The sequence below is a fragment of the Thainema salinarum CENA647 genome, assembly GCF_057732415.1.
Map to the genome: position 1 here is coordinate 5306391 of NZ_JBYJZJ010000022.1, position 20366 is coordinate 5326756.

Here is a 20366-nt window from a genome sequence, read left to right on the forward strand (position 1 = left end):
CTAGCACTATGATGCGCGTGATTCTTGCTCGATCAAGATATGGCTTCTTTATGAGAAGACTAGGTTGAAGGCTTAGGCCATAATTGAACGTGTGTAAACAAAAATCAGTATCGCCCTGTTTTAAGTGAATCGATCAGCGAATAAAGATAGGCCTTGTTAGGCTATATGGTCTATATATGAATTGATGTGTAAGAGCACTACCTCCACATTTCGGTTCATGTCTGACCGAAGCACCCCAAAACGATATTGTTGCTGGCTAGTTATCCTAATTTTGGTTGGCTGACTGGGTAAACTCAAATCAGGATCGTGTGTGTCCTAGCTAAAATGACCATACTGCTTATGCGATCGCAAATTTTGGGTGTATTAACAGTCTCCCCCGCCTTGAGTAGAGTTAAACCATGATGGTAGACCCGAACGTCGGTCACGTGCTTTCGAACCGATATAGAATCGTTGAAACAATTGGTCAAGGATCAATGGGACATGTGTACCGAGCAGAAGATACTCTGCTCGGCGATGTGCCCGTGGCTATCAAGTTTTTGTCCCAAACTCTCCTCAATGAAAAAATGCGCGATCGCTTCAATAACGAAGCGTTAGCCTGTGCCGGGTTAGGCCAAAAAAGTATTCACATCGTTCGCGTGACCGACTACGGCGTGAGTAGTGAAGAAATTCCCTACTACGTCATGGAATATCTCAAAGGGGAAAACCTGGGAGAGCTGATTAACAATCAACCCCTGCCCGTTCCTCGCTTTTTGGGGTTAGCTCGGCAAATTTGCCTGGGCCTTCAGTGTGCCCATCAAGGAATTAAAAAAGACGGCAGACTCGTACCGATCATTCACCGCGATATCAAACCCAGCAACATCCTGATTACTCAAGATCCCAGCTTTGGCGAACTGGCCAAAATTCTAGATTTTGGCATTGCCAAACTCATGCAGGCGGACAGTGACCAAACTAACTGCTTTATGGGGACGTTGGCCTATGCCTCGCCAGAACAAATGGAAGGTCAAGAGCTAGACGGGCGCTCCGATATTTACAGTCTCGGCATCATGATGTATCAGATGCTAACGGGGAAAATGCCCATTCGTGCTGATACGCATACCTTTGGTGGCTGGTATAAAGCTCATCACTATCAGCAGCCCCGCCCATTCGAACAAGCTATGCCTGATCTGAAGCTGCCTAAAGCACTGGAAGGGCTAATCTTGAGCTGTTTGGAAAAGGACACGTGCCACCGTCCGCAAGATATGACGGAGGTGTTGCGATCGCTAGAACCTTTAGAGCAGCGATTTGGTACAGGGCGACAAATCAGCCATAAGATTGGCGCAGCCCTATCTAAATTGCCGGTTCAGAAAATTCCTAAAGTTACAACGGATTTATCGGCAGACGAAATTTGTCGCTTAACCACCTGGCCGAAAGACAAACCTATTGCCGAAATTGTTTTTCCTCATATCTTGCAAACCAGCCGTGGCCCCTTAGCGACACTGTGGGTCATGTTGCACAAGCAAGATATTCTGGAGCGGTTGACCTGTACGCGATATAACCAGTTTCTGTGTACGATGTTCCCCCATCCGATGGCGCTGTGGATTACGGCACTGCATCGCCGTGAAGCCGAAGCCCGCTGGCTACCCTGCTATCTTGATCTCAAAACCAAACAGGGACAAGAGGTGATCCGTCTGTTAGGACAGCAGGGCAAATATCGAATTATCTTCTTTGCACTAGAAGAACCCAATCGCTGTGCCGATGTAAAAATCTCAAACATTGCACCAGAGCAGCAGATCCGACTTCAGCAGTGGGCCAATCAAGCTTACGTTTTGCCAACGGCAAGGCAGTCTAGCTTTAGTAAGCAACTCTTAAAGCAAGAACTGGAAAAACTAAAGCCTAAGATTATCCAGCGATTGGAAGCTATGTACGCGGAAGACTCATCGGATATCTCCGGTTATTCCTAACATTACCGATTTGGCTCTAACACCCAGAAGAGGCAGTGTACCACATCGCGGCACACTGCCTCTTCTGCCCGTTGGTTGTGTACGGTGACTCATCGAGTTTGAACAAAACCTTATGCTCTCTCTTTTTTGTCTGGATTGCCGTACCGCATTCTTGCCAACTGATTGGGTAAATTTCATTAGGATAGAACTACTGCATGTCGAGACAGCCTCGACCAACTGTTGTGTACAACAAACGTTCACCCTATTTGAGTTGATATGACTGCAACTGTAACTCGCCCAGATAATCCGCTCCTGATTGGTGCTGGCTTGCCACCGTTTGACCAGATTAAAGCTGAGCACGTCGGGCCAGGGATCAAGCAAATTCTCAGCGAATTAGACGAGGAACTGACTCGTCTAGAAGCCCAAGTTGTCCCAACGTGGGAAAGCTTAGTTGAACCCCTGACCGCGATGGAAGAGCGGCTGACCTGGAGCTGGGGCGTAGTTAGCCACCTAATGGGCGTGAAAAATAGCCCGGAACTGCGAGAAGCTTACGAAACGATGCAGCCCGACGTGGTGAAATTTTCCAATCGTCTTGGCCAAAGTAAGCCCATCTACGAAGCATTTAAGGCGCTGCGAGCTGGTCAAAATTGGGATCAGCTGGAATCGGCTCAACAGCGGATTGTGGAATCAGCAATTCGCGATGCCGAACTGGCAGGTGTCGGTCTGGACGGCGAGACAAAAGAGCGGTTTAACCAAATTCAGGAAGAACTGGCGGAGCTATCGACCAAGTTTTCTAATAATGTCTTAGACGCGACCAAAGCCTTTCATTTAACGCTGACTCAGCGGGAAGACGTGGACGGTCTGCCGTCGAGCCTCTTAGCTCTGGCTGCCCAAGCGGCACGGGCCGAAGGTGACGAGAACGCGACACCGGACAATGGCCCTTGGCGGATCACGCTAGACTATCCTAGCTATGTGCCTTTCATGCAGCACAGCAAGCGGCGGGAGCTGCGCGAGAAGCTGTATCGGGCGTTTATTTCGCGTGCGTCAGAGGGTGATTTGGATAATTCGCCGCTAATTGAGCGGATTCTAGAACTGCGGGTTGAAAAGACCAAAATCCTTGGTTTTAACAACTTTGCGGAACTGAGCTTGGCCCGGAAAATGGCTCCTTCCGTGGAGGCGATTGAGCAACTGCTGGAAGAGTTGCGGGTTGCGAGCTACGATGCCGCCAAGCAGGATCTGACGGAGCTGAAAGAATATGCCAAGTCGAAGGGCGCACCTGAAGCCGATAACCTGATGCACTGGGATACAACCTATTGGTCGGAGCGGCAGCGCGAGGAAAAATATGGCCTAAATGAGGAAGAGTTGCGGCCTTATTTCCCACTGCCCCAAGTTCTGAATGGTCTATTTGACCTGGCCCAGCGTATCTTTGGCGTCACGATTACGGCTGCCGATGGTCAGGCTCCTGTGTGGCATGAAGATGTACGTTATTTCCAGATTGCCGACGATTCTGGAACTGCGATCGCATATTTCTATCTTGACCCCTACAGCCGTCCGGCAGAGAAGCGGGGCGGAGCCTGGATGGCCGAATGCTTGAACCGAGCTAAGGTAATGAGAGCTGGCGAATCCTCAGTGCGCTTACCCGTGGCCTATCTGACCTGTAACCAGTCACCTCCGGTTGACGATAAGCCCAGTCTGATGACGTTCCGAGAAGTGGAAACCCTGTTCCACGAGTTTGGTCACGGCTTGCAGCATATGCTGACGGTGATTGATTATCCCGGTGCGGCAGGCATCAATAATGTCGAGTGGGATGCAGTTGAACTACCGAGTCAATTTATGGAGAATTGGTGCTACCACAAACCGACGCTGCTCGGTATGGCCAAGCACTATGAAACGGGCGAGACTTTGCCCGATGAGATTTACGACAAGCTCGTGGCAGCTCGTAACTACATGAGCGGTAGTGCGACCCTGCGCCAGCTTCACTTCGGTTTACTCGACCTTGCTCTCCACGCCCACTACCAGCCTGGCGGAGATGAGACGGTTTGGGATGTGCGCGATCGCATTGCTGAAAATACCACCGTTATGAAGCCACTGCCGGAGGATGCCTTCCTCTGCGCCTTCAGCCACATTTTTGCGGGTGGTTATGCGGCTGGCTACTACAGCTACTACTGGGCGGAAGTGCTCAGCGCTGATGCATTTTCGGCGTTTGAGGAAGTTGGCTTAGAGAATGACAGCGAAATCGCCACTGTTGGTCAGCGGTTCCGAGATACTGTACTGGCCCTCGGCGGTAGTCAGCACCCGATGGATGTCTTCCAATCCTTCCGGGGCCGCGAACCCAGCACCGAAGCCCTCCTGCGTCATCGCGGTTTAGCCCCTGCGGTGTAGGAATCAAAGTAAAATGCACGGCTTGCGCCGTGCATTTTACTTAATGAGTTAAAACCCAACAAGTTATCCTTTTGGGAGGGAGCTGGGGGACGCAACCGCCTCCCAGCAGGAGTTTTGGGGGCAAGCGCCCCCAATCAACGGGTTTTATCACAACAGGCATCTGATCAGAGCGATCAATTCAGGCAAACTATAGTGCGCGATTCCCTACCACTCAACGACTACAAACAACAAGTCGCCGACTTCTACAGCCGCCGCAGCCCCAACTACGACATTGGCGACTGGCATCCCCGCATCGCCCATCGCCTCGTCAACTACGCCCAACTCCAGCCCGGACATTGGGTTCTCGATCTCGCTACTGGCACAGGCATGGTTGCGATCGCAGCTGCCCAAGCCGTTGGTTCCAATGGTCACGTCACAGGCGTGGATATCTCCACCGGCATGCTGGCCCAGGCGCGGCGCAAAATTACCGCATTGGGATTGACTAACGTAGAGCTGATTCAGGCCGATGCTGAGACGCTGGAGTTTGCGGCGGAGAGTTGCGATCGCATTTTCTGTTCTGCGGCATTGATTTGGATGTCGGATTTGGTGGAGGCACTCCGGCTGTGGCACCAGTTTTTGAAACCGGGCGGACTGATCGGCTTTCATGCCTTTGCCAATAACAGCTTTGTGGTTGGGACAGTCGCACAGCAGGTGTTTGAGCGCTATGGCATATCGCTCCTCTTCAATCAGCGGACTGGCACGATTGAAAAATGCTATGCCTTGCTAGAACAGGCAGGCTATCAGGATATTGATATTCGCATGGAGCCAGATGGCTACTATCTCAGCTTAGACAGCGCAAAAAGCATGTGGCCAGGAAATGGTTCACTCCCGACACCTGGGCAACATCCCAATCCCATCTCGCAGCTTTCAGAGGCTCAGCTGGCTCAAGCAAGGGCCGAATTTGACGCAGCATTGACAGCACGGCAAACAGAAAAGGGCATTTGGAACGACACCACTGTCTTTTATGCGTTCGGTCGCAAGGCTAGGTAGCTTGGTGTAAAAGACGATTCATACAAAACGTAAACCTGCGCTCCTGATCTATACGGAGTCAGATTCTTGAGTTTTCTTGTCCTTGGCTTGAGTTTCAGCAATTTCATCGTCGATGTGCTTGTAAATTACTGTTTCAATGGGCAATATATTAAGTAGATCAACAGTGAAGTGTCTCCTATGACCGTGGCTGATAACCTGCGACCGAGCCAAACCAATCAGACCGATATGAATGCCGCTGGCGGATTCTGTGATGAAGCAGATATCGAGGCGGATGCATTCGAGGTTGAGGCTGAGGAAGCTGCGATCGCAGTTCAAGAAACACCCACTGACATTGATCCCAGCATTCTAGAAACCGTCACCGTCACCTCTGAAAAACTACAGGGACGGCAGCGCCGCATCACGGCTGAAATCGCGATTCCGCAGGCGATTGAGACTGTATGGCGCGTCTTAACTGACTATGAGCATTTAGCCGATTTCATCCCCAACTTGGCAAAAAGTCGACGGCTCCCGGATGAGGACGGCAAGATCCGGATTGAGCAAATTGGCTCACAGTGTTTATTCAACCTGAAGTTTTGTGCCCGTGTTGTTCTGCAAATGCAGGAGCAATTTCCGCAACGCATCGGCTTCGAGATGCTAGAAGGAGACTTTAAGGGCTTCAACGGGGCATGGAAATTGGCAGAAACCTTGATTGAAGGGCAAGTTGGTACTGTCCTGATTTATGAACTCTTGGTGCTGCCACGCCTGACAATGCCAATCGGACTGATCGAAAAACGGCTGCGTCACGATATGGCCGTTAACCTGTCTGCCATTTATCAGCGCACGTTGGCTATTTCAGCTTAAATAAGAACCTATATTCTTGAAAAGCCGCACTCTGTGCGGCTTTTCAAGAATATAGGTTCTGACCTACTAGCGTAGTGCCATCCAGGATATGCAGGATGATCTTTTGGTAAATCCTGCTGAATTTGAGTGCGATTTTGGATCTTATCCAGCAAACTGAATGTGTAGCGTCTGCCGTTCTGGCTGGGTTATAGGATGGTTTAGCAAAGCGTAAGCCTTGCTGCTATTGGATGTCATCCTTTAATTCGGTCTCTTAAACTGTTTCAAGTTTATGGATGGCATCACGTTTCGTGGCCTCTTCTTGTACGGCATTACGTAATGCCGCTGCTGATTTTGTCTTGGTAGACTAAGTAAATATAATATATCGAAACGATGTGTCAATCTTGACGCCTGAATTTTGATACCTGAATCTCACAGTTTATGGTTCCAGTGGATTGCTCTGTTGTAATACCTATGCTTTCTCCGATTATTGCGTTTTGGCCTAATTTGCCTCTAGACAGCTTGTTCTCAACGCAGGGCATTATGGTGCTGCTGCTAGTGGCTTATGCGGGTGCAATGTGGATGTTTTTAACCAGCGCCCCCAAAGTCCATACGGTTATGGCCTCTGATTTAAATATTGCTCAAGAATTTTATGAAGGCGTTCTTGGATTGCCTGCCGCAGAGGTGCCTCTGCACTACTACTACAACTACGAGCAATCAATCGGAGCAAGCGGCATCGATCCCTTGTACGCATCAACGGGGTTTAATACCGCTGACACCATGACAGCAGCTACTGAAGGGCTGTGGTATCAGCTCAAACGCAATACGCAGCTCCACGTAATTTCTGGTGCGAGCTATGGTCACCGCAATCGCCAGCGCCACGTCTGCTTTGATCATGATTGCCTAGAACTACTGCTGATGAAGATACAAACTCGGGGAATTAAGCACAAGCTACGCCGCGAAAAGCCGATGAACTTTTTGGTCAAAGACTTACAGGGTCGGGTCATCGAGATCGCTGAAGTGGCTAACTAGTGTTCGGTTCGGCTCTACTCGGCTAAAGTTGCAGACTGATCTTTCTTTTTATTCCTAGAGGCTGAAACCTTCATCTTCTCCTAGAAGGATGTGCGATCGCAGTTGCACTTGATATTTTAGTGCTACATCGTTTATATACAGAGGTTAATCAACTCTATGATGAATTTTGCGCCTGTTTTATTACAAGCCGTAGAAACAGGAACAGCTAGCCACTTTCCTATTTCTTTTACTCTAGTTTTAGTTGTTGGCTTCATCGCAGCCGTAACGCTTGGCTCAATTGCCTGGTATAACTCAAAGCGTCCTGTTGGCTGGGAAGACAAAGAGCGCCCCGATATTGTGCCCGATATTGATAAATAAAAATTAGATTTTCAATTGGAACTTCTAGATAACTGATTGTAATGGGTTTGAACAGCATGCTTCGAACCCATTTGTTTTGAGAAAAATGATTCAATTCATCCGCCATCTCAGTCGCCAACTCAATCAGCTTTGGCAAAAGCGACTCCACTTCAAGCCGTCTTTTCTGATCAGCACACTGTGGCTAGTCGGCTTTGTGGTTGCAGTTAGCTTAATTGCTGGATTTGTCTATTTAAGTCAGCAAGTCCTGACTGAACAAACGATAGCATTTGACCAAACAATTTTGTTAGCTCTTTACCAGTTACAAAGCCCGCTGCTCAATCAGATTTTTCTTGGTATTACAGCGCTAGGCGATCCACTCTATTTGTTCTTGTTTATTGTGGCACTCAGCGCTGTTCTGCTCAAACAGCAGCGCTGGTTAGATGCCGCCGTGAGCTTGATTACCGCCGTGGGGGCAATCGGTTTAAATATTTGGATGAAAGAGCTGTTTGGTCGCTTACGCCCAGAGCTTTGGGAGCGAGTTGTCAGCGTTGATCTGTACAGCTATCCGAGTGGTCACGCGATGACGGCATTGGTCATTTATGGCTTTCTCGGATATTGGATTGCAGCACATACCGAGATCGCCAAAGCTTGGATTACAATTCCAACCGTCGGCATTGTCACGCTGATCGGACTTAGTCGCCTCTATTTGGGAGTTCATTGGCCAACTGATGTGTTAGCTGGCTATGCCGCAGGGTTAGTTTGGCTGATGGCCTGCTTGCTCAGCTTAGAAGTTGGTTATCGGTGGCTGAATCGACGACAACAGAATGCCGACGAGCACTTAGCGGATTTCAATTCCTAGCGCATCACCGTTCGCGCCATCAATGAAAACTGCATCGTCAGGGATATCTAATCCCTCTACTTCACCGATGGGACGAATGCGGTTTTCGCTAGTAGATGTTGGTGATGTGCCACCATTGATCTGGTTCTCGATTTCCTGAAGGCGTCCTGCATCCTGCTCCACAGGTGTTTCGCTATTTTCTTCTGGGAGTCTCAGCAATTCAGCTCCACTAGTTGCCACCTCTTCTGCCCCAATAGCGGTTGAAGTGGCAATCACGATTAGTCCTGCGATACTAAACACTGCCGAGAACTTCATTTTTCTGCCCCTTGGAAATTCACGTGTAGACCACGCTTTTCTTATAGCAACTTTTTTGCATAATGCATCAACGTGCGAAATAAATTTGTAGATGATTTACCCAAATCGATGATGAAAGTTTAATTAATGTGCGATCGCACTTCGCGTCAACCTTGCGGCACGGGAAAAATGGTGCGCCAAATGCTACCGAATGACGCTCGTTGATTCTCTGTAGGACTGCTAGAGTGAAGGGGTCTCAAATTCCCACACGTTGTACGTTTCGCATCTCGCCTATGTTTGGCTCAGTTCAACAAAGTAATCTTCGTATTGAGGTTGAAGCGTCTCGAACTCAAATTCAAGACAGCTTAACTTGTCCCGCATTATTACAGGAATGGTTATGGCCCCAGCGCCTATCACCCGGATTACCCGATCGACTAGCGCCCAATTTAAGCTTTACCAGTTGGATTGGCCCGATCGCTGTTCAACATCATGTCAGTCATTTAACTGACCACAGCTTGCAGCTGATCCTCAGTCAGGGAATTGACGGCTTTCATCAGTGGACGTGGGGCGAGGGCTGGGTGCAGTCCCGTTTAGAGGGCGTATCCGTGCTGCCGCTAAACATGGGGCAAACTATTGCGCTAATGAATCTGCGTCGTTTTCTAGCTCAGCAAAGTTAGCTCAATGCTCAGCCCCTTATCTTGCTGGGGTGGATTTCTGAGAAATTCACCCAAAGTAGCAGACTTTGCGGACGGTTAAAACAGATTGCTCGTTCGCACTGCAAAGCTATTACATCCTTTCCCTAAACAGCAGCTATACACAGCAGTTATACATTGATATTGATTCTTAGCACTCAGCACTCAGAAGCGTGAGGGATAAGAAGTGAGGCGAATTACAGCTCAGCACCCAGTACTCAGCACTGATCTGATCTGAAGTGTTGAATTGTAGAACTAGTACTACCTCGCTGCAAGTTATCGAGGTTTGACAACCAGCACTGAACAAGGTGCGTCTGTCACGACTTGACCACTGACTGAGCCTTGTAAAATTCGGTTCATACCCGTCAAACCTCGGCTACCGATAATAATCAAATCAGCGTGATAAATATTGGCTAGACGAATAATTTCCTCGGCTGGATCGCCATTCACCACTTCAAGCTCGCTCGGATGGCCAATTTGTTCCTGATATTCTCCCAGCGTCCGTTCGGCCTGACGATACAGTGGCTCGGATGAATCGGACTGAGGACGATCAGCGGATTGCTCTAAATCTTGATTATCAGTAGGAAGGACATGTGCCAAAACGACTTTAGCCTCGGGGGGCAGCTTGAGCATATTCAACATGGCAACAATCGACTCTGACAGTTCCGAACCGTCGAGAGCCACTAGAACGGCATTTAGCACAAATCTGTCTCCTTTTTACTTAATGCTGAAGATAGCATCTAATTCAACATTCGGTTTATGTTCTCAACCTGTTTGTTCAAGTTATAGGGGGTGAGTAATGAGGTGTTGTGGAGTAAGCAAGGATGCGATCGCACTTTACAGAAACTAGAACTAACTAGAACTCTGTTTGACAAACAAATCGAGTTGGAAAGTCAATTTAGGTCGAGAACTGGTTGAGAAAAACTTGAATTTTCAACTTGGACAACCAGTCTAGAATCACGATTTTTGTTTAGGTGATTGAACTTAGGTAATGATTTGCATTCCCCTTGAAGACCTGCCTTTACTTTTGCGATATATAAAGTTTCTTATTGCTTTGTGATCCAAATTAACTTTTGAATCATGTCGTCCATCTACAAGCGATGAAAGCGGGATACTAAGGGTGTTCTCTACATAAGCTACCTGTTTTACAGGAGGAGCGCCGAAAGATGAACCATAAATTTGAAGTGTTTGTTGATACGGTTGAGTACAACGGAACACAAAACAGCACTGCAACTCTAGCAGAAGCTCGTTACGAAATCGATGCAGACTCACGCCTGCAAGCCTACAGTTCGGCTCGTGTACGGGCTGAACATGATCACCCCACCGCTACTGAGTACAACATCCGTGTAACGCGAGTTCTTCACTAACGCTTTTGGAATTAATTTAGTTGTCTATGCGTTAGTGCTGCCAGCGATAGATCTACTCACATTTTGTAAAACTAAAACGCAGAAGAGGAAAGTGCTGCATTTGTATAGCGCTTTCCTCTTCTGCGTTCTCAAGCTGAATTGCGTGTGGCATAAGCGGCCATTGGTTCTTTAATCAAGCGGATATAAAGATGCTTGAAGGTGGAGCGAATCACGCGGGGCATTCCGAAATCGATCGGCTGGAGCTGTTGGGGCAGTTGCCAATCGTCAACTTGTAGATCAGTGGGTTGCGCCAGTGGAAAGCTGATGTCTGCTAAGGGAGGACAGTAACCTAGACGCTGAGCTGCGGCAATGGTCGGTACTTGATCGGGATCAGCACCTACAACTTCAACCAGTGCCCGATCAAGAGCAAAAATGTGATTTGATGCAGCTAGCAGCCCCAGTTCGCGGGGTTCACCACCGCTGGGCCCATTGCCTTCATGACCAATGATGCCGTCCACAATAGTTAGGTCAGGATTAATAGCGCGAGCTGTTTCGACCAGCATTTCACCAAAGCGATCGCAATCTTTGCCCGCTTCCATGTGCCACCAAGCCTTCATCTTGCCGGGAACGCAACCAAAGAGGTTTTTAACGCCCAATGTCAACGTTAGCTGACAGTGTGATTTAACTTTGGGTAAATTAATCACCACGTCGGCTTCCATCGCCTCTTTGCACAGCCGCAGGTGGCCAAATTCAGGGTTGTCTACCGTATAGCGCTGCCCATGTAGCTCGATGATGGGCAGATCGAGCGCTTCAATTAGCGGTAAGTAACCGTTGGCTTCAGCCACGCCTCTGGCGCTGCCGAAAGCCGGACTATCGGCTAAGAACGGTTTGCCGCCTAATTCTTGCACCATTTGAGCCACGCAGTATACAATCTCAGGTCGAGTCGTACATTCTTTACCGGGACGGGCACCCGTCAGCAGATTGGGCTTAAGCAAAACGCGATCGCACGGTTTGACAAAGGCAGACAACCCACCGAGCGGTTCGAGTACGGCGGTGATTGACTGGCGCAATGCATCAAGTTCGTAGGAATGGGCCTCTAGGAGGCTAACAGCGGCAGAGGTCATTGGCTTTATATTGTTGATGATCGTTGATGCGATTTTAATCTTTAGGATAAAAGATTTCAGAATTTCGTCCAGGTTGATCGTAAATTGCAAAACGCAGGAGACAAATATCGTCCCCTGCGTTGCGATTAAACCAAATTGAAAGCTGTTGAACAGTTAAGTTATCACAACAGCAATTTTTAGGATTGTGGATTAAAGCCTGTAAACCTTTCCACCCGTAGGGACACGGCAATGCCGTGTCCCTACCCCAAAGATTTCTACCTTATTAAATCCACGTTCCTTAGTAGGTTTCAACGTGCCAGCGATCGGCTTTCTTCAACTGCTTGCGGTAGTCGCTCCAGTCAACGCCATCCTTAGCGGCTCGCTCAGAGAACGCTGCATCAATGCCGTCTTCCATGCCTTTCAGACCGCAGATGTAAACGTGAGTTTTCTCTTGTTGAACCATCTCCCATAGCCGATCAATATTTTCAGCCACGCGGTGTTGGATATACATCCGACCACCTTCAGAGTTTTGCTGCTCACGGCTGATGGCATAGGTCAGCTCAAAATTATCTGGATACTGCGACTGGATTTCCTCTAGCTCTTCTTTGTAGAGAATGTTCGGCGTTTTGGGGATACCGAAGATCAGCCAAGCCTTGCCGTGGAAGTTGTTGTAATCGGAATTTAGCTTGCGCTCACCTTCCTTAAACATCCGCCACAGATAAGCGCGGAAGGGTGCAATACCCGTTCCAGTTGCCATCATGATAATGTTGGCATCTTCATCATCTGGCAGCAGCATTTCTTTGCCGACAGGGCCAGTGATCTGTACATCTGCACCGGGCTGCATGTTGCATAAGAAGGTAGAGCAAACGCCTTGAACTTCTTCTCCGGTTTCTGGGTGGTTGTAGACGAGCTGTCGGACGCAAAGGGAAACGGTCTTAGCGTCTAGATCATCACCATGCCGGGTGGAGGCGATGGAATAGAGACGAAGCTTGTGGGGCTTGCCGTTCTCATCAGTACCATCGGGAATAATGCCGATGCTTTGGCCTTCGAGGTACCATAGATCTCCCCCAGAAATATCGAATTTGATGTGGCGAACCGTTCCGATTCCACCTTCACCAACTAACTCGTCGTTAGAAACACATTTACCAATATAGGGAGTTTTAGGCTTGTAGATATTAACAGGGATTGCCTGCTTGGGCTTCTCTTTTGCTTGAGTCATGGGCTTACTGTCTTGCTTCTCTGCTTTAGGCTGGGAGCTTTCAGTAGTGACCTGACCATTTGCTGCGCCATCAGAGCTGAGCGGCTTAATGTTGACAATTTTGCCGCCAAGACGAGTAATACGCTGCATTTCTTGGTTCATCCGGCTGTAGGGCACGGTAATGAATACACTGCCGCTACGTCGGATGGGATAGTCGAGCTTGTCTGACTGAGCATTCTGCTTCAGGCCAACAACCTCATACACAAAGAATCGGTTACCTGACGAGGTATTGCCGCTGCCTGCTACGCTTGAGTTGAACATTGTTGAATTCGCTTATCTCCGAAACCTGACTCAGCATGATGCATACGCCGTTACGTAGTCACCATGTTTTAACCCTACCGTCAATTCAGCTCATGTACGAAAACCTAATCAACGTATAGGGTTCAGTTTTACATAGCGTAGCATTGTATAAGGACGCTAACTCATCTTCTGATGGGAAGAACAGGCACTTGGCGGTCATCTACTCACCTGCAACCTTAGCGAGTGAATGGGTCTGGAACTGTTGCGATCGCATCATTTTGTGCCATTTTTACGCCATCTTAAGTTTTCTCAAATTTCCACTCGATTTCCCAGTAACCTATTCGTAGCTTGAACTTGAAGCTCGGAGCATGACCTCAAAAATCGATCTGGTCAGTCATCTTTCAATCATCTCAGTGATGGCAGAGTGAATCGGTGTTCAGCATCGCAGCCGCCAAACCAGGCCAAATAATTCAGTCACGCGATGCCTTGTAGAGGGGATCTCGTTCTGGTAGGATTCTGATACAGCTAGTATTAAATACTTATCTTCCCTTCATTTGCTCTGTTGTGCAGACCTTGCAGAGGCAGGGCTAAAGGAGGAAGAGAAGATTAAATGAGCAAAGTGCGCGCTGCTTGACAGACTTGTTGCTTCTACTGCCCTAGCACCTCTAGGGATCGCTTTCCGTTGAGGGCGAAGACTGTAGCAAGCCAATTGAGTCAGCGCGAGTGTGCCGCACCACGGCCTGCGTTCGCAGTGTACAGTTGGATTAAAATCTGCGGTTTTATTTTGTCTAGTTTTAATGTGTGTTTTGCACTGCTTAGCAATTAGAGGGAACCTATGACCAGTAAGCCAGATCGCGTGGTTTTAATCGGTGTCGCCGGGGATTCCGGATGTGGTAAATCAACCTTTCTTCGTCGGCTAGAAGAGATTTTTGGGAAGGACTTTATGACGGTCATCTGTCTGGATGATTATCACAGTCTAGACCGGAAGCAGCGTAAGGAAGCGGGTGTCACTGCGCTAAATCCGAAGGCGAATAACTTTGATCTGATGTATGAACAGATCAAGGCTTTGAAAGAAGGCAATCCGATTGATAAGCCAATTTACAACCACGAGACTGGTGAGATTGACCCACCAGAGCGGGTCAATCCGAATCGGGTAATTGTGATCGAAGGGTTGCACCCGATGTACGATGAGCGTGTGCGATCGCTGTTAGATTTCAGCGTCTACCTCGACATCAGTGATGACGTGAAGATTGCCTGGAAGATTCAGCGCGACATGGCTGAACGTGGCCACTCTTACGAAGACGTGCTGGCTTCGATCAACGCCCGTCGCCCCGATTTCGAAGCCTATATCGACATCCAGAAGCAGTACGCTGATGTTGTTATCCAAATTCTGCCCACCAACCTGGTACCGGAAGATCAAGACAAAGAGCGCAAGATCCTGCGCGTTCGTCTGCTCCAGAAAGAGGGCATTGAGGGCTTCGATCCCGTTTACCTGTTTGACGAGGGTTCCACCATTGACTGGATTCCTTGTGGACGTAAATTAACCTGCTCCTATCCTGGTATCCGGATGCACTACGGCCCGGACAGCTACTACGGTAACGAGGTTTCTGTTTTAGAAGTTGACGGTAATTTCGAGCGTTTAGAAGAGCTAATCTACGTCGAGAGCCACCTCAGCAACACCTCCACCAAGTTCTACGGTGAGATGACCGAACTCTTGCTGAAGCACCGTGAGTATCCCGGTTCCAGCAATGGCAGTGGTTTGTTCCAGATCCTGGTTGGTCTGAAGATGCGTGCAACCTACGAGCGCCTAACGGCAACCACTGTGCCTCAAGCGGCTAGCGTTTAAGTTCAGGCAAGTACTGGTAAAACAGTCCAACTGACTGTCAAAGATTAGGTTCAAAACCCGAACAGGCGGGGAGTGCTTAGCATTCTCCGCCTGTTTTATTATTGACTGGATTGGTTGGGCTGTTTTTTATGGCTGCACAACGGTTATGTTTTAGTGGCGATGCTGGCAACTCTGATCTGTAGATGGCTGAAGTGGTTAAGGTTGATGATGCTCATCCACAGGCTGGGGGACACGTAAAGTTGGCGGATTTGTCTAGCACTGGTCGGCTTAGCAGGCTTAGCAGGCTTGGCTAAGCTAGGTGGTGTAGGTTCTAGTTTTGTGAATCAGAGTTTTAATGGTTACATCAATTTCGCCTCCCTATTTTTCTGGATTTGAGTCGCTGTCTGCTGACCAGCAGGCCAAGCTCGATCCAGATGGGCATCCGGCGCTGTATTCATCTGCGACACCGACAACTGCGATCGCAGTTTGTCTACATGGTTTTACAGGCATGCCCTACGAGGTGAAACCCGTTGCCGAAGCTTGTGCCAGGTATGGGCTGGATGCCGTTACGCCTTTATTACCTGGACATGGTTATACAGAACGGCGTGATCAGCAACGAGAATTTGCTCAAATCACCCGAGATATTATGCTGGAGGCTGCTCGCCAGGAAATTACTAAGGCAAGGCAGCGGTATAACTGGGTCGGAGTATTTGGCCTATCGATGGGAGGTGCGATCGCACTAGCAATGGCCAGCGAGGGATTAGTGGATGCCTGTGCAGTTGCGGCACCTTGTTTACGTTTGCCGCGTCGGGCTGAAATTTTGGTACCGTTGTTGGGTTGGGCCAACTTTTCTGTCGAAAACACAGGAAGCCAATCTTTTTATTTGCCATGCTACAAGTTTTATCACTCTTGGGCCGTGCGGGAACTGTGGAAAATTGCCCGTCATGCACGTCAGAGATTAGCTCAAGTTACTTGTCCAACATTGGCGATTCACACTCATAATGATCGAACTGTACCAGCCAGTGCGACTGAATTTGTTGCACAACAGGTAACTGGCCCGGTCAAAACAATTTGGTTCGATGAATCGGGACACTGTATGCCGCTAGATGTCAAAGGGGCTGAAGTATCTGCTCAAGTTGCCGAATTTTTAGCCTGTGAATCCCGTCAATAACGCTCGGTAATCCTCAAAAGGCAATAATTTTGGGGCATGTGGACAGTGCCTACACGCCCCAAAATTATTAACTGAATACCATTACCTAACGCTAAACTTAGCAATTATTTCTGTTGAGTGTGAACAGTCTGCAATCATGATGCGCAAAACAAATGGAAGGCTCATTTCAAAAATCTAGCTTGGGCTGGCAGATATCTCAGCTTCAGCGGCGAGTAACAGAGTGGATTGAACTGCGATTTTCTCCACCCGAAGTTGAGACGCCAGATTGGTCGCCAAACTGGGCGATCCCAGAATGGATTACCAAAGCCATTTTCTGGAGCATCGTGTCGGTTCTGGCGGTTTGGTTGCTGTGGCAGCTGTATTTACTACTGCGACCCTACTGGCAGCAGTGGCGATCGCAAACCTGGCAGCGGATGAATCGTCTCAATCAGCCAGCGGGAACGGAACACAGTGTGTCTTACTGGCTGAAGCAGGCAACGGAATTACAGCAGGCGGGAAACTATACAGAAGCCTGTCGCGCACTCTATATGGCGATGTTGCAGCGACTGCATGAAACTCAAGTCATTCCCAATCAAATCAGCCGCACCGATGGCGAGTACCTGCGACTGGTGGATGAACTACCCCAACCGCGCCCTTATCAGCTGTTGTTACGCACCCATGAGCGCATTTGTTTTGCGGGAACAACGATGACGGCTGAAATTTTCCAACGCTGCCGTCGAGCCTATGAGGAGATAGTGAAACAATGATCCGATCTCGGCGCGTGTGGCTAGTGGCTGGTCTATTTGTAGTGGTGCTGATTGTGCTGTCGCTGGTGACAGCTCCGGCTAGTAATAAGCTGCTCCAGGGGTCTACCTACAGCCGATTTCCAAGCGGATACGGGGCGTGGTATGCCTACATGCAGCAGCATTCAGCAACGATTGAGCGCTGGCAGAAGCCGTTAGAACAGCTACAGGAGCAAACGGCAGCAGAAGATGTCCCAACAACCTTAATTCGCATCAGCCCGCTCTCCTATGTCTGGTCATGGCAGGCGGACTATTCCTGGGTGGAAGAGGGCAATACGCTGATTTTGGTGGGCAATCCTGCACCTGTGAGTGAAGCGGATTTTATGACGCAACAAGAGAGTGAGGAGGGGCTGGTTCAAATCGATACCCGTCGTCGCGAGACCGAATTGGAGGATGCCACTGTGCTGTTGGGGGATGAGTATGGTGCGATCGCGTGGCAAATTCCACAGGGAGCGGGACAGTTAATTGTGATCATTCCGCCCTATATTGCTGCCAATGCATATCAGGATGAATCCGGTAACTTTGCTTTTTTGGCCGGTCTGGCGGAGCAAGCAGGCGGCAAAATTTGGGTGGATGAGTACCTGCATGGTTATCAAGACGCTGATGCAGAGACTACGGAAGAAGCCACGGGTTCATGGATCGCCTATTTGGCTCAGACGCCGTGGAGCTTGGTTCTATTGCAAGCGGTCGTGATTATTCTGGTTGCGCTGTTGGCTAGCTACCGGCGGTTGGGGCATGCGCTTGCGTTACCGTCAGTGGAAGTCAATAACAGCGAAGCTTATATGCAGGCGCTGGCCCAGGTTTTGCGGAAGGCGAAAAGTCAAGCCTTTCTTGTTGACACCATTGCAAAAGAAGAGCGTCTGCAGCTCCAGCGCAAGCTCGGTTTAGGAATACAGCCCGTTGATGATCAAAAACTGGTGGAAACCTGGACACAGAAAACAGGCCGTCCTGCGACTGAACTGCAGCAAATTTTGCAGCCACCTGTTCAGATTCAGTCACTACGAGAATCGGATCTGATGGACTGGTTGCGACGCTTAAAGACAGCGCGATCGCAGATTTAATTTTTGTCACATGGGTTCGCTAGCGCGGAGAAAAGGGGCAAGCTAAGAAATAACTTTACTCCTGACAAAAACTAGGGGCCGTTCAATGGCGAGAGTTTTAATTGGTAGCGTAATTGCGATCGCACTAGCTGTCTTCGCGTTTCAGACCTTCATGAAAACGAGCAGCAGTCCTGTTTCTGGTGAAGATGAGCCAATTGTGGAATCAAGCCAGCAAAAAATTGACGATGCGCTGGAGAAAGAAACCGAACGGATGCAAGAGTTGAATAACGTTGAGTAGTCTTGCACGTTGATGGCATTCTGTTAAAGCCCAGGCTAATTTTGTGAAACATTGACGGCGTCAATGTTTCACAAAATTAGCCTGGGCTTTAACACATAGACTGGTTTTGAGACTAGGACTCTTCTCCTAAAATCTTTGGCACCTTGAAGAACGTATCTTCCCGCTCAGGGGCACTGTCAAGCAGAGCAGTGCGATCGCTAAATGGTTCTAGTTGGTCAGCACGAGTAATGTTGCTCACGTCGATGGCGCGAGTTGTGGGCGGCACATCGTCTGTATCCAACTCACTCAGCTGCTCAAAATAGTCCAGAATGCTGTTGAGCTGCCCTGTGAACTGATCTTCTTCCTCCTCGGTGAGGCTCAGACGAGCCAAATGAGCAACTTTCTGTACCTGTTCGCGATCAATCATAGTTTTCCGACTATTCACTCTTAGAAAAATACATCAATATTGGAGCGACCAGTAGTTTTCAACCAGTTTTGCGCCTCAATGTAGTTGTTGGGGGCGATCCGAATGGCCTGAATCCAGTACTGAGCCGCTTGGTCAAACCACTCTTCTGCCTCTTCGTTTTCGCCTGCTTCCTTCAACTGTTCTCCCTTGAAATGGTAGATGACGGCGATGTTGTTAAGCGCCTGGGGCATCTTGGGGTTGAGGTCGAGCGCCTCTTGATAAAGCTCTAGCGCTCGGTCATGCTCACCGTTGCTGGTGTAAATCAGCCCCATGTTATAGAGAATGAAACTGCGATCGTAAGAGTCTTCCTCAAAATTGAGTGCTTCCTCATAGTTAGCGAGCGCCTCAGCATATTCGCCATCGGCTTGGGCAGACATGCCGTCTCGATAATAAGCGAAGGCCCGCTTTTCGTTCTGGTTAGCTGGCATCAACTTCAAAATCAGGTCTGCCATGACCGTAAAGGTGCGGTCAATGAAGTTGTCGTTGCGTTGTGTCCGAGGCATAGGCTTTTATGGCGTGAACAAATAGTTGTGAATAAATTCGTAATCTGAAAGTTGGAATCTACTTGAAATCTAACAAAAAGAATCGACTCTTGAGTCTATCAGGCCAAGGTGTGCAACTGGGTAGGTTGTTTACGGTTCTATAGCCTGGGGCGTTCTTCACCAGCACCCCTTGGTAAATTTGCTGGTTTCCATTGTCAAATTTCAGGGCTGAACACCGTATAAGTCCGTACAAAGACTGTACAAGATCATCCTAAGACCGCCTCGCTGGATAGCGCCGAGTTGAGCATAGACGGTTTCGGCTCGATTGCTCGGTATCAGATTTTAATAAAACTAACAGGAAGTTGAATGCATGGCCCGTATTTTCACGCAGGTTTCTTGGGTCTAAATCCTATAAAAGAGAGTATGTCGGATTAGTTGTGATGTTGATGATAGGCATAGCAAATTTACGAATGCGCTATGGAGAATTTCAGGCTAGAGGTTGAGTGGGTTGCGATCGCAACTCGGTTGGTGTTCAGTTTTGTTCTACTAAAACCCGTTTTGATTGATCTACAGGTGGATTCCTTGTAGATGGGTGGTTTTGGGTGTGAAGCGAATTTTTAGTTAGGGTGCGAACTCAATTGAAATCGTTGATTTTCAACGATGATTTGAGTAAATTTGAACTGAAACAGACAGGAAAACGACATTCTTATGCAGTGAGTCGGTAGCTGCTCTGACTGTAAAAATATCTACAAATATCTACAAAGACATGCTGAGAGACAGCCCGCAACTGTAAAAGTCACAATTTCGTTAAGAATTTATGTCTGTTGTGTCTTGTTTTTGTGAATTTTGGGCACACTATCCAAGGAGTCACGTCGAGGTTGGCTTATCGTAGAACGTCAAAGTTGTAAAGGCGGATTAAAGCTCTTGCGTTTAGTTGCGTCGTCTAAAGAAAAAATGTATGGGTTTTGGACGGTTTCAACTCGGTGTACTCAAAGTGTGTGGATGTATGCCAGTTGGGCTGTTCGTGATGCTGATGTC

The 20366-nt window shown here is 48.6% G+C and carries 20 protein-coding genes; 14 read left to right on the forward strand and 6 right to left on the reverse strand.

Features of this window, described 5'->3' with window-relative positions; all coding sequences use genetic code 11:
* Positions 1 to 398 precede the first annotated feature (398 nt).
* The 7 genes from AC286M_RS29960 (at position 399) to AC286M_RS29990 (ending at position 8373) form a co-directional block, all read left to right on the forward strand.
* Positions 399 to 1940 carry a serine/threonine protein kinase gene (locus AC286M_RS29960; RefSeq protein WP_488207868.1) on the forward strand — a complete coding sequence of 514 codons (1542 nt, stop codon included), beginning with the start codon at positions 399 to 401 and terminating at the stop codon, positions 1938 to 1940.
* Positions 1941 to 2195: 255 nt separating this feature from the next.
* Positions 2196 to 4301, forward strand: a complete 2106-nt coding sequence (locus tag AC286M_RS29965; RefSeq protein ID WP_488207869.1) for a M3 family metallopeptidase — start codon at positions 2196 to 2198, stop codon at positions 4299 to 4301.
* A 192-nt stretch (positions 4302 to 4493) separates the two neighbouring features.
* Complete coding sequence (locus tag AC286M_RS29970) at positions 4494 to 5330, forward strand: class I SAM-dependent methyltransferase (RefSeq protein ID WP_488207870.1); 837 nt, start codon at positions 4494 to 4496, stop codon at positions 5328 to 5330.
* Between the two features lie 177 nt (positions 5331 to 5507).
* Positions 5508 to 6170 carry an SRPBCC family protein gene (locus tag AC286M_RS29975; protein WP_488207871.1) on the forward strand — a complete coding sequence of 221 codons (663 nt, stop codon included), beginning with the start codon at positions 5508 to 5510 and terminating at the stop codon, positions 6168 to 6170.
* Between the two features lie 450 nt (positions 6171 to 6620).
* Positions 6621 to 7178 (forward strand): VOC family protein, encoded by a 558-nt coding sequence (locus AC286M_RS29980; protein WP_488207872.1) that lies wholly within the window; start codon positions 6621 to 6623, stop codon positions 7176 to 7178.
* A gap of 156 nt (positions 7179 to 7334) precedes the next feature.
* Positions 7335 to 7535 carry a photosystem II assembly protein Psb35 gene (psb35, locus tag AC286M_RS29985; protein WP_488207873.1) on the forward strand — a complete coding sequence of 67 codons (201 nt, stop codon included), beginning with the start codon at positions 7335 to 7337 and terminating at the stop codon, positions 7533 to 7535.
* Between the two features lie 85 nt (positions 7536 to 7620).
* Entirely contained in the window at positions 7621 to 8373 is a 753-nt protein-coding gene (locus AC286M_RS29990; RefSeq protein WP_488207874.1) for a phosphatase PAP2 family protein, read from the forward strand.
* Here the strand turns inward: AC286M_RS29990 and AC286M_RS29995 are convergent.
* Positions 8353 to 8667, reverse strand: a complete 315-nt coding sequence (locus tag AC286M_RS29995; protein ID WP_488207875.1) for a hypothetical protein — start codon at positions 8665 to 8667, stop codon at positions 8353 to 8355. The genes AC286M_RS29990 and AC286M_RS29995 overlap by 21 nt on opposite strands.
* Positions 8668 to 8939: 272 nt before the next feature.
* Between AC286M_RS29995 and AC286M_RS30000 the strand changes: the two genes are divergently transcribed.
* Positions 8940 to 9323 carry a hypothetical protein gene (locus AC286M_RS30000; RefSeq protein ID WP_488207876.1) on the forward strand — a complete coding sequence of 128 codons (384 nt, stop codon included), beginning with the start codon at positions 8940 to 8942 and terminating at the stop codon, positions 9321 to 9323.
* A 291-nt stretch (positions 9324 to 9614) separates the two neighbouring features.
* On the opposite strand, the gene AC286M_RS30005 is transcribed toward AC286M_RS30000, so the two are convergent.
* Positions 9615 to 10040: a universal stress protein gene (locus tag AC286M_RS30005; RefSeq protein ID WP_488207877.1), complete on the reverse strand. Its 426-nt coding sequence runs from the start codon at positions 10038 to 10040 to the stop codon at positions 9615 to 9617.
* A gap of 464 nt (positions 10041 to 10504) precedes the next feature.
* Here AC286M_RS30005 and AC286M_RS30010 point away from each other — a divergent pair, with 464 nt between their 5' ends.
* On the forward strand, positions 10505 to 10705 hold the full coding sequence (locus tag AC286M_RS30010) for a hypothetical protein (RefSeq protein ID WP_488207878.1): 201 nt from the start codon (positions 10505 to 10507) through the stop codon (positions 10703 to 10705).
* A 128-nt stretch (positions 10706 to 10833) separates the two neighbouring features.
* Here the strand turns inward: AC286M_RS30010 and AC286M_RS30015 are convergent, their stop codons facing one another.
* Together AC286M_RS30015 and cpcD/petH are read right to left on the reverse strand one after the other, a co-directional pair.
* Positions 10834 to 11808 carry an Npun_F2552 family protein gene (locus tag AC286M_RS30015; RefSeq protein WP_488207879.1) on the reverse strand — a complete coding sequence of 325 codons (975 nt, stop codon included), beginning with the start codon at positions 11806 to 11808 and terminating at the stop codon, positions 10834 to 10836.
* Between the two features lie 277 nt (positions 11809 to 12085).
* Complete coding sequence (cpcD/petH, locus tag AC286M_RS30020; protein ID WP_488207880.1) at positions 12086 to 13306, reverse strand: bifunctional rod-capping linker CpcD/ferredoxin--NADP reductase PetH; 1221 nt, start codon at positions 13304 to 13306, stop codon at positions 12086 to 12088.
* An 814-nt stretch (positions 13307 to 14120) separates the two neighbouring features.
* Here cpcD/petH and AC286M_RS30025 point away from each other — a divergent pair.
* The 5 genes from AC286M_RS30025 (at position 14121) to AC286M_RS30045 (ending at position 18401) form a co-directional block, all read left to right on the forward strand.
* Complete coding sequence (locus AC286M_RS30025) at positions 14121 to 15131, forward strand: phosphoribulokinase (RefSeq protein WP_488207881.1); 1011 nt, start codon at positions 14121 to 14123, stop codon at positions 15129 to 15131.
* A gap of 334 nt (positions 15132 to 15465) precedes the next feature.
* Positions 15466 to 16281: an alpha/beta hydrolase gene (locus AC286M_RS30030; protein WP_488207882.1), complete on the forward strand. Its 816-nt coding sequence runs from the start codon at positions 15466 to 15468 to the stop codon at positions 16279 to 16281.
* Between the two features lie 152 nt (positions 16282 to 16433).
* Positions 16434 to 17027 carry a DUF4129 domain-containing protein gene (locus tag AC286M_RS30035; RefSeq protein WP_488207883.1) on the forward strand — a complete coding sequence of 198 codons (594 nt, stop codon included), beginning with the start codon at positions 16434 to 16436 and terminating at the stop codon, positions 17025 to 17027.
* A complete protein-coding gene (locus AC286M_RS30040; protein ID WP_488207884.1) occupies positions 17024 to 18124 on the forward strand; it encodes a DUF4350 domain-containing protein in 1101 nt (366 codons plus the stop codon). The genes AC286M_RS30035 and AC286M_RS30040 overlap by 4 nt, the downstream gene beginning before the upstream one ends.
* An 85-nt stretch (positions 18125 to 18209) precedes the next feature.
* Complete coding sequence (locus tag AC286M_RS30045; protein WP_488207885.1) at positions 18210 to 18401, forward strand: hypothetical protein; 192 nt, start codon at positions 18210 to 18212, stop codon at positions 18399 to 18401.
* Positions 18402 to 18513: 112 nt separating this feature from the next.
* Here the strand turns inward: AC286M_RS30045 and gatC are convergent, their stop codons facing one another.
* Positions 18514 to 18807 carry an Asp-tRNA(Asn)/Glu-tRNA(Gln) amidotransferase subunit GatC gene (gene gatC, locus AC286M_RS30050; RefSeq protein ID WP_488207886.1) on the reverse strand — a complete coding sequence of 98 codons (294 nt, stop codon included), beginning with the start codon at positions 18805 to 18807 and terminating at the stop codon, positions 18514 to 18516.
* A 20-nt stretch (positions 18808 to 18827) separates the two neighbouring features.
* Positions 18828 to 19349: a photosystem I assembly protein Ycf3 gene (locus AC286M_RS30055; RefSeq protein ID WP_488207887.1), complete on the reverse strand. Its 522-nt coding sequence runs from the start codon at positions 19347 to 19349 to the stop codon at positions 18828 to 18830.
* Between the last annotated feature and the right edge of the window lie 1017 nt (positions 19350 to 20366).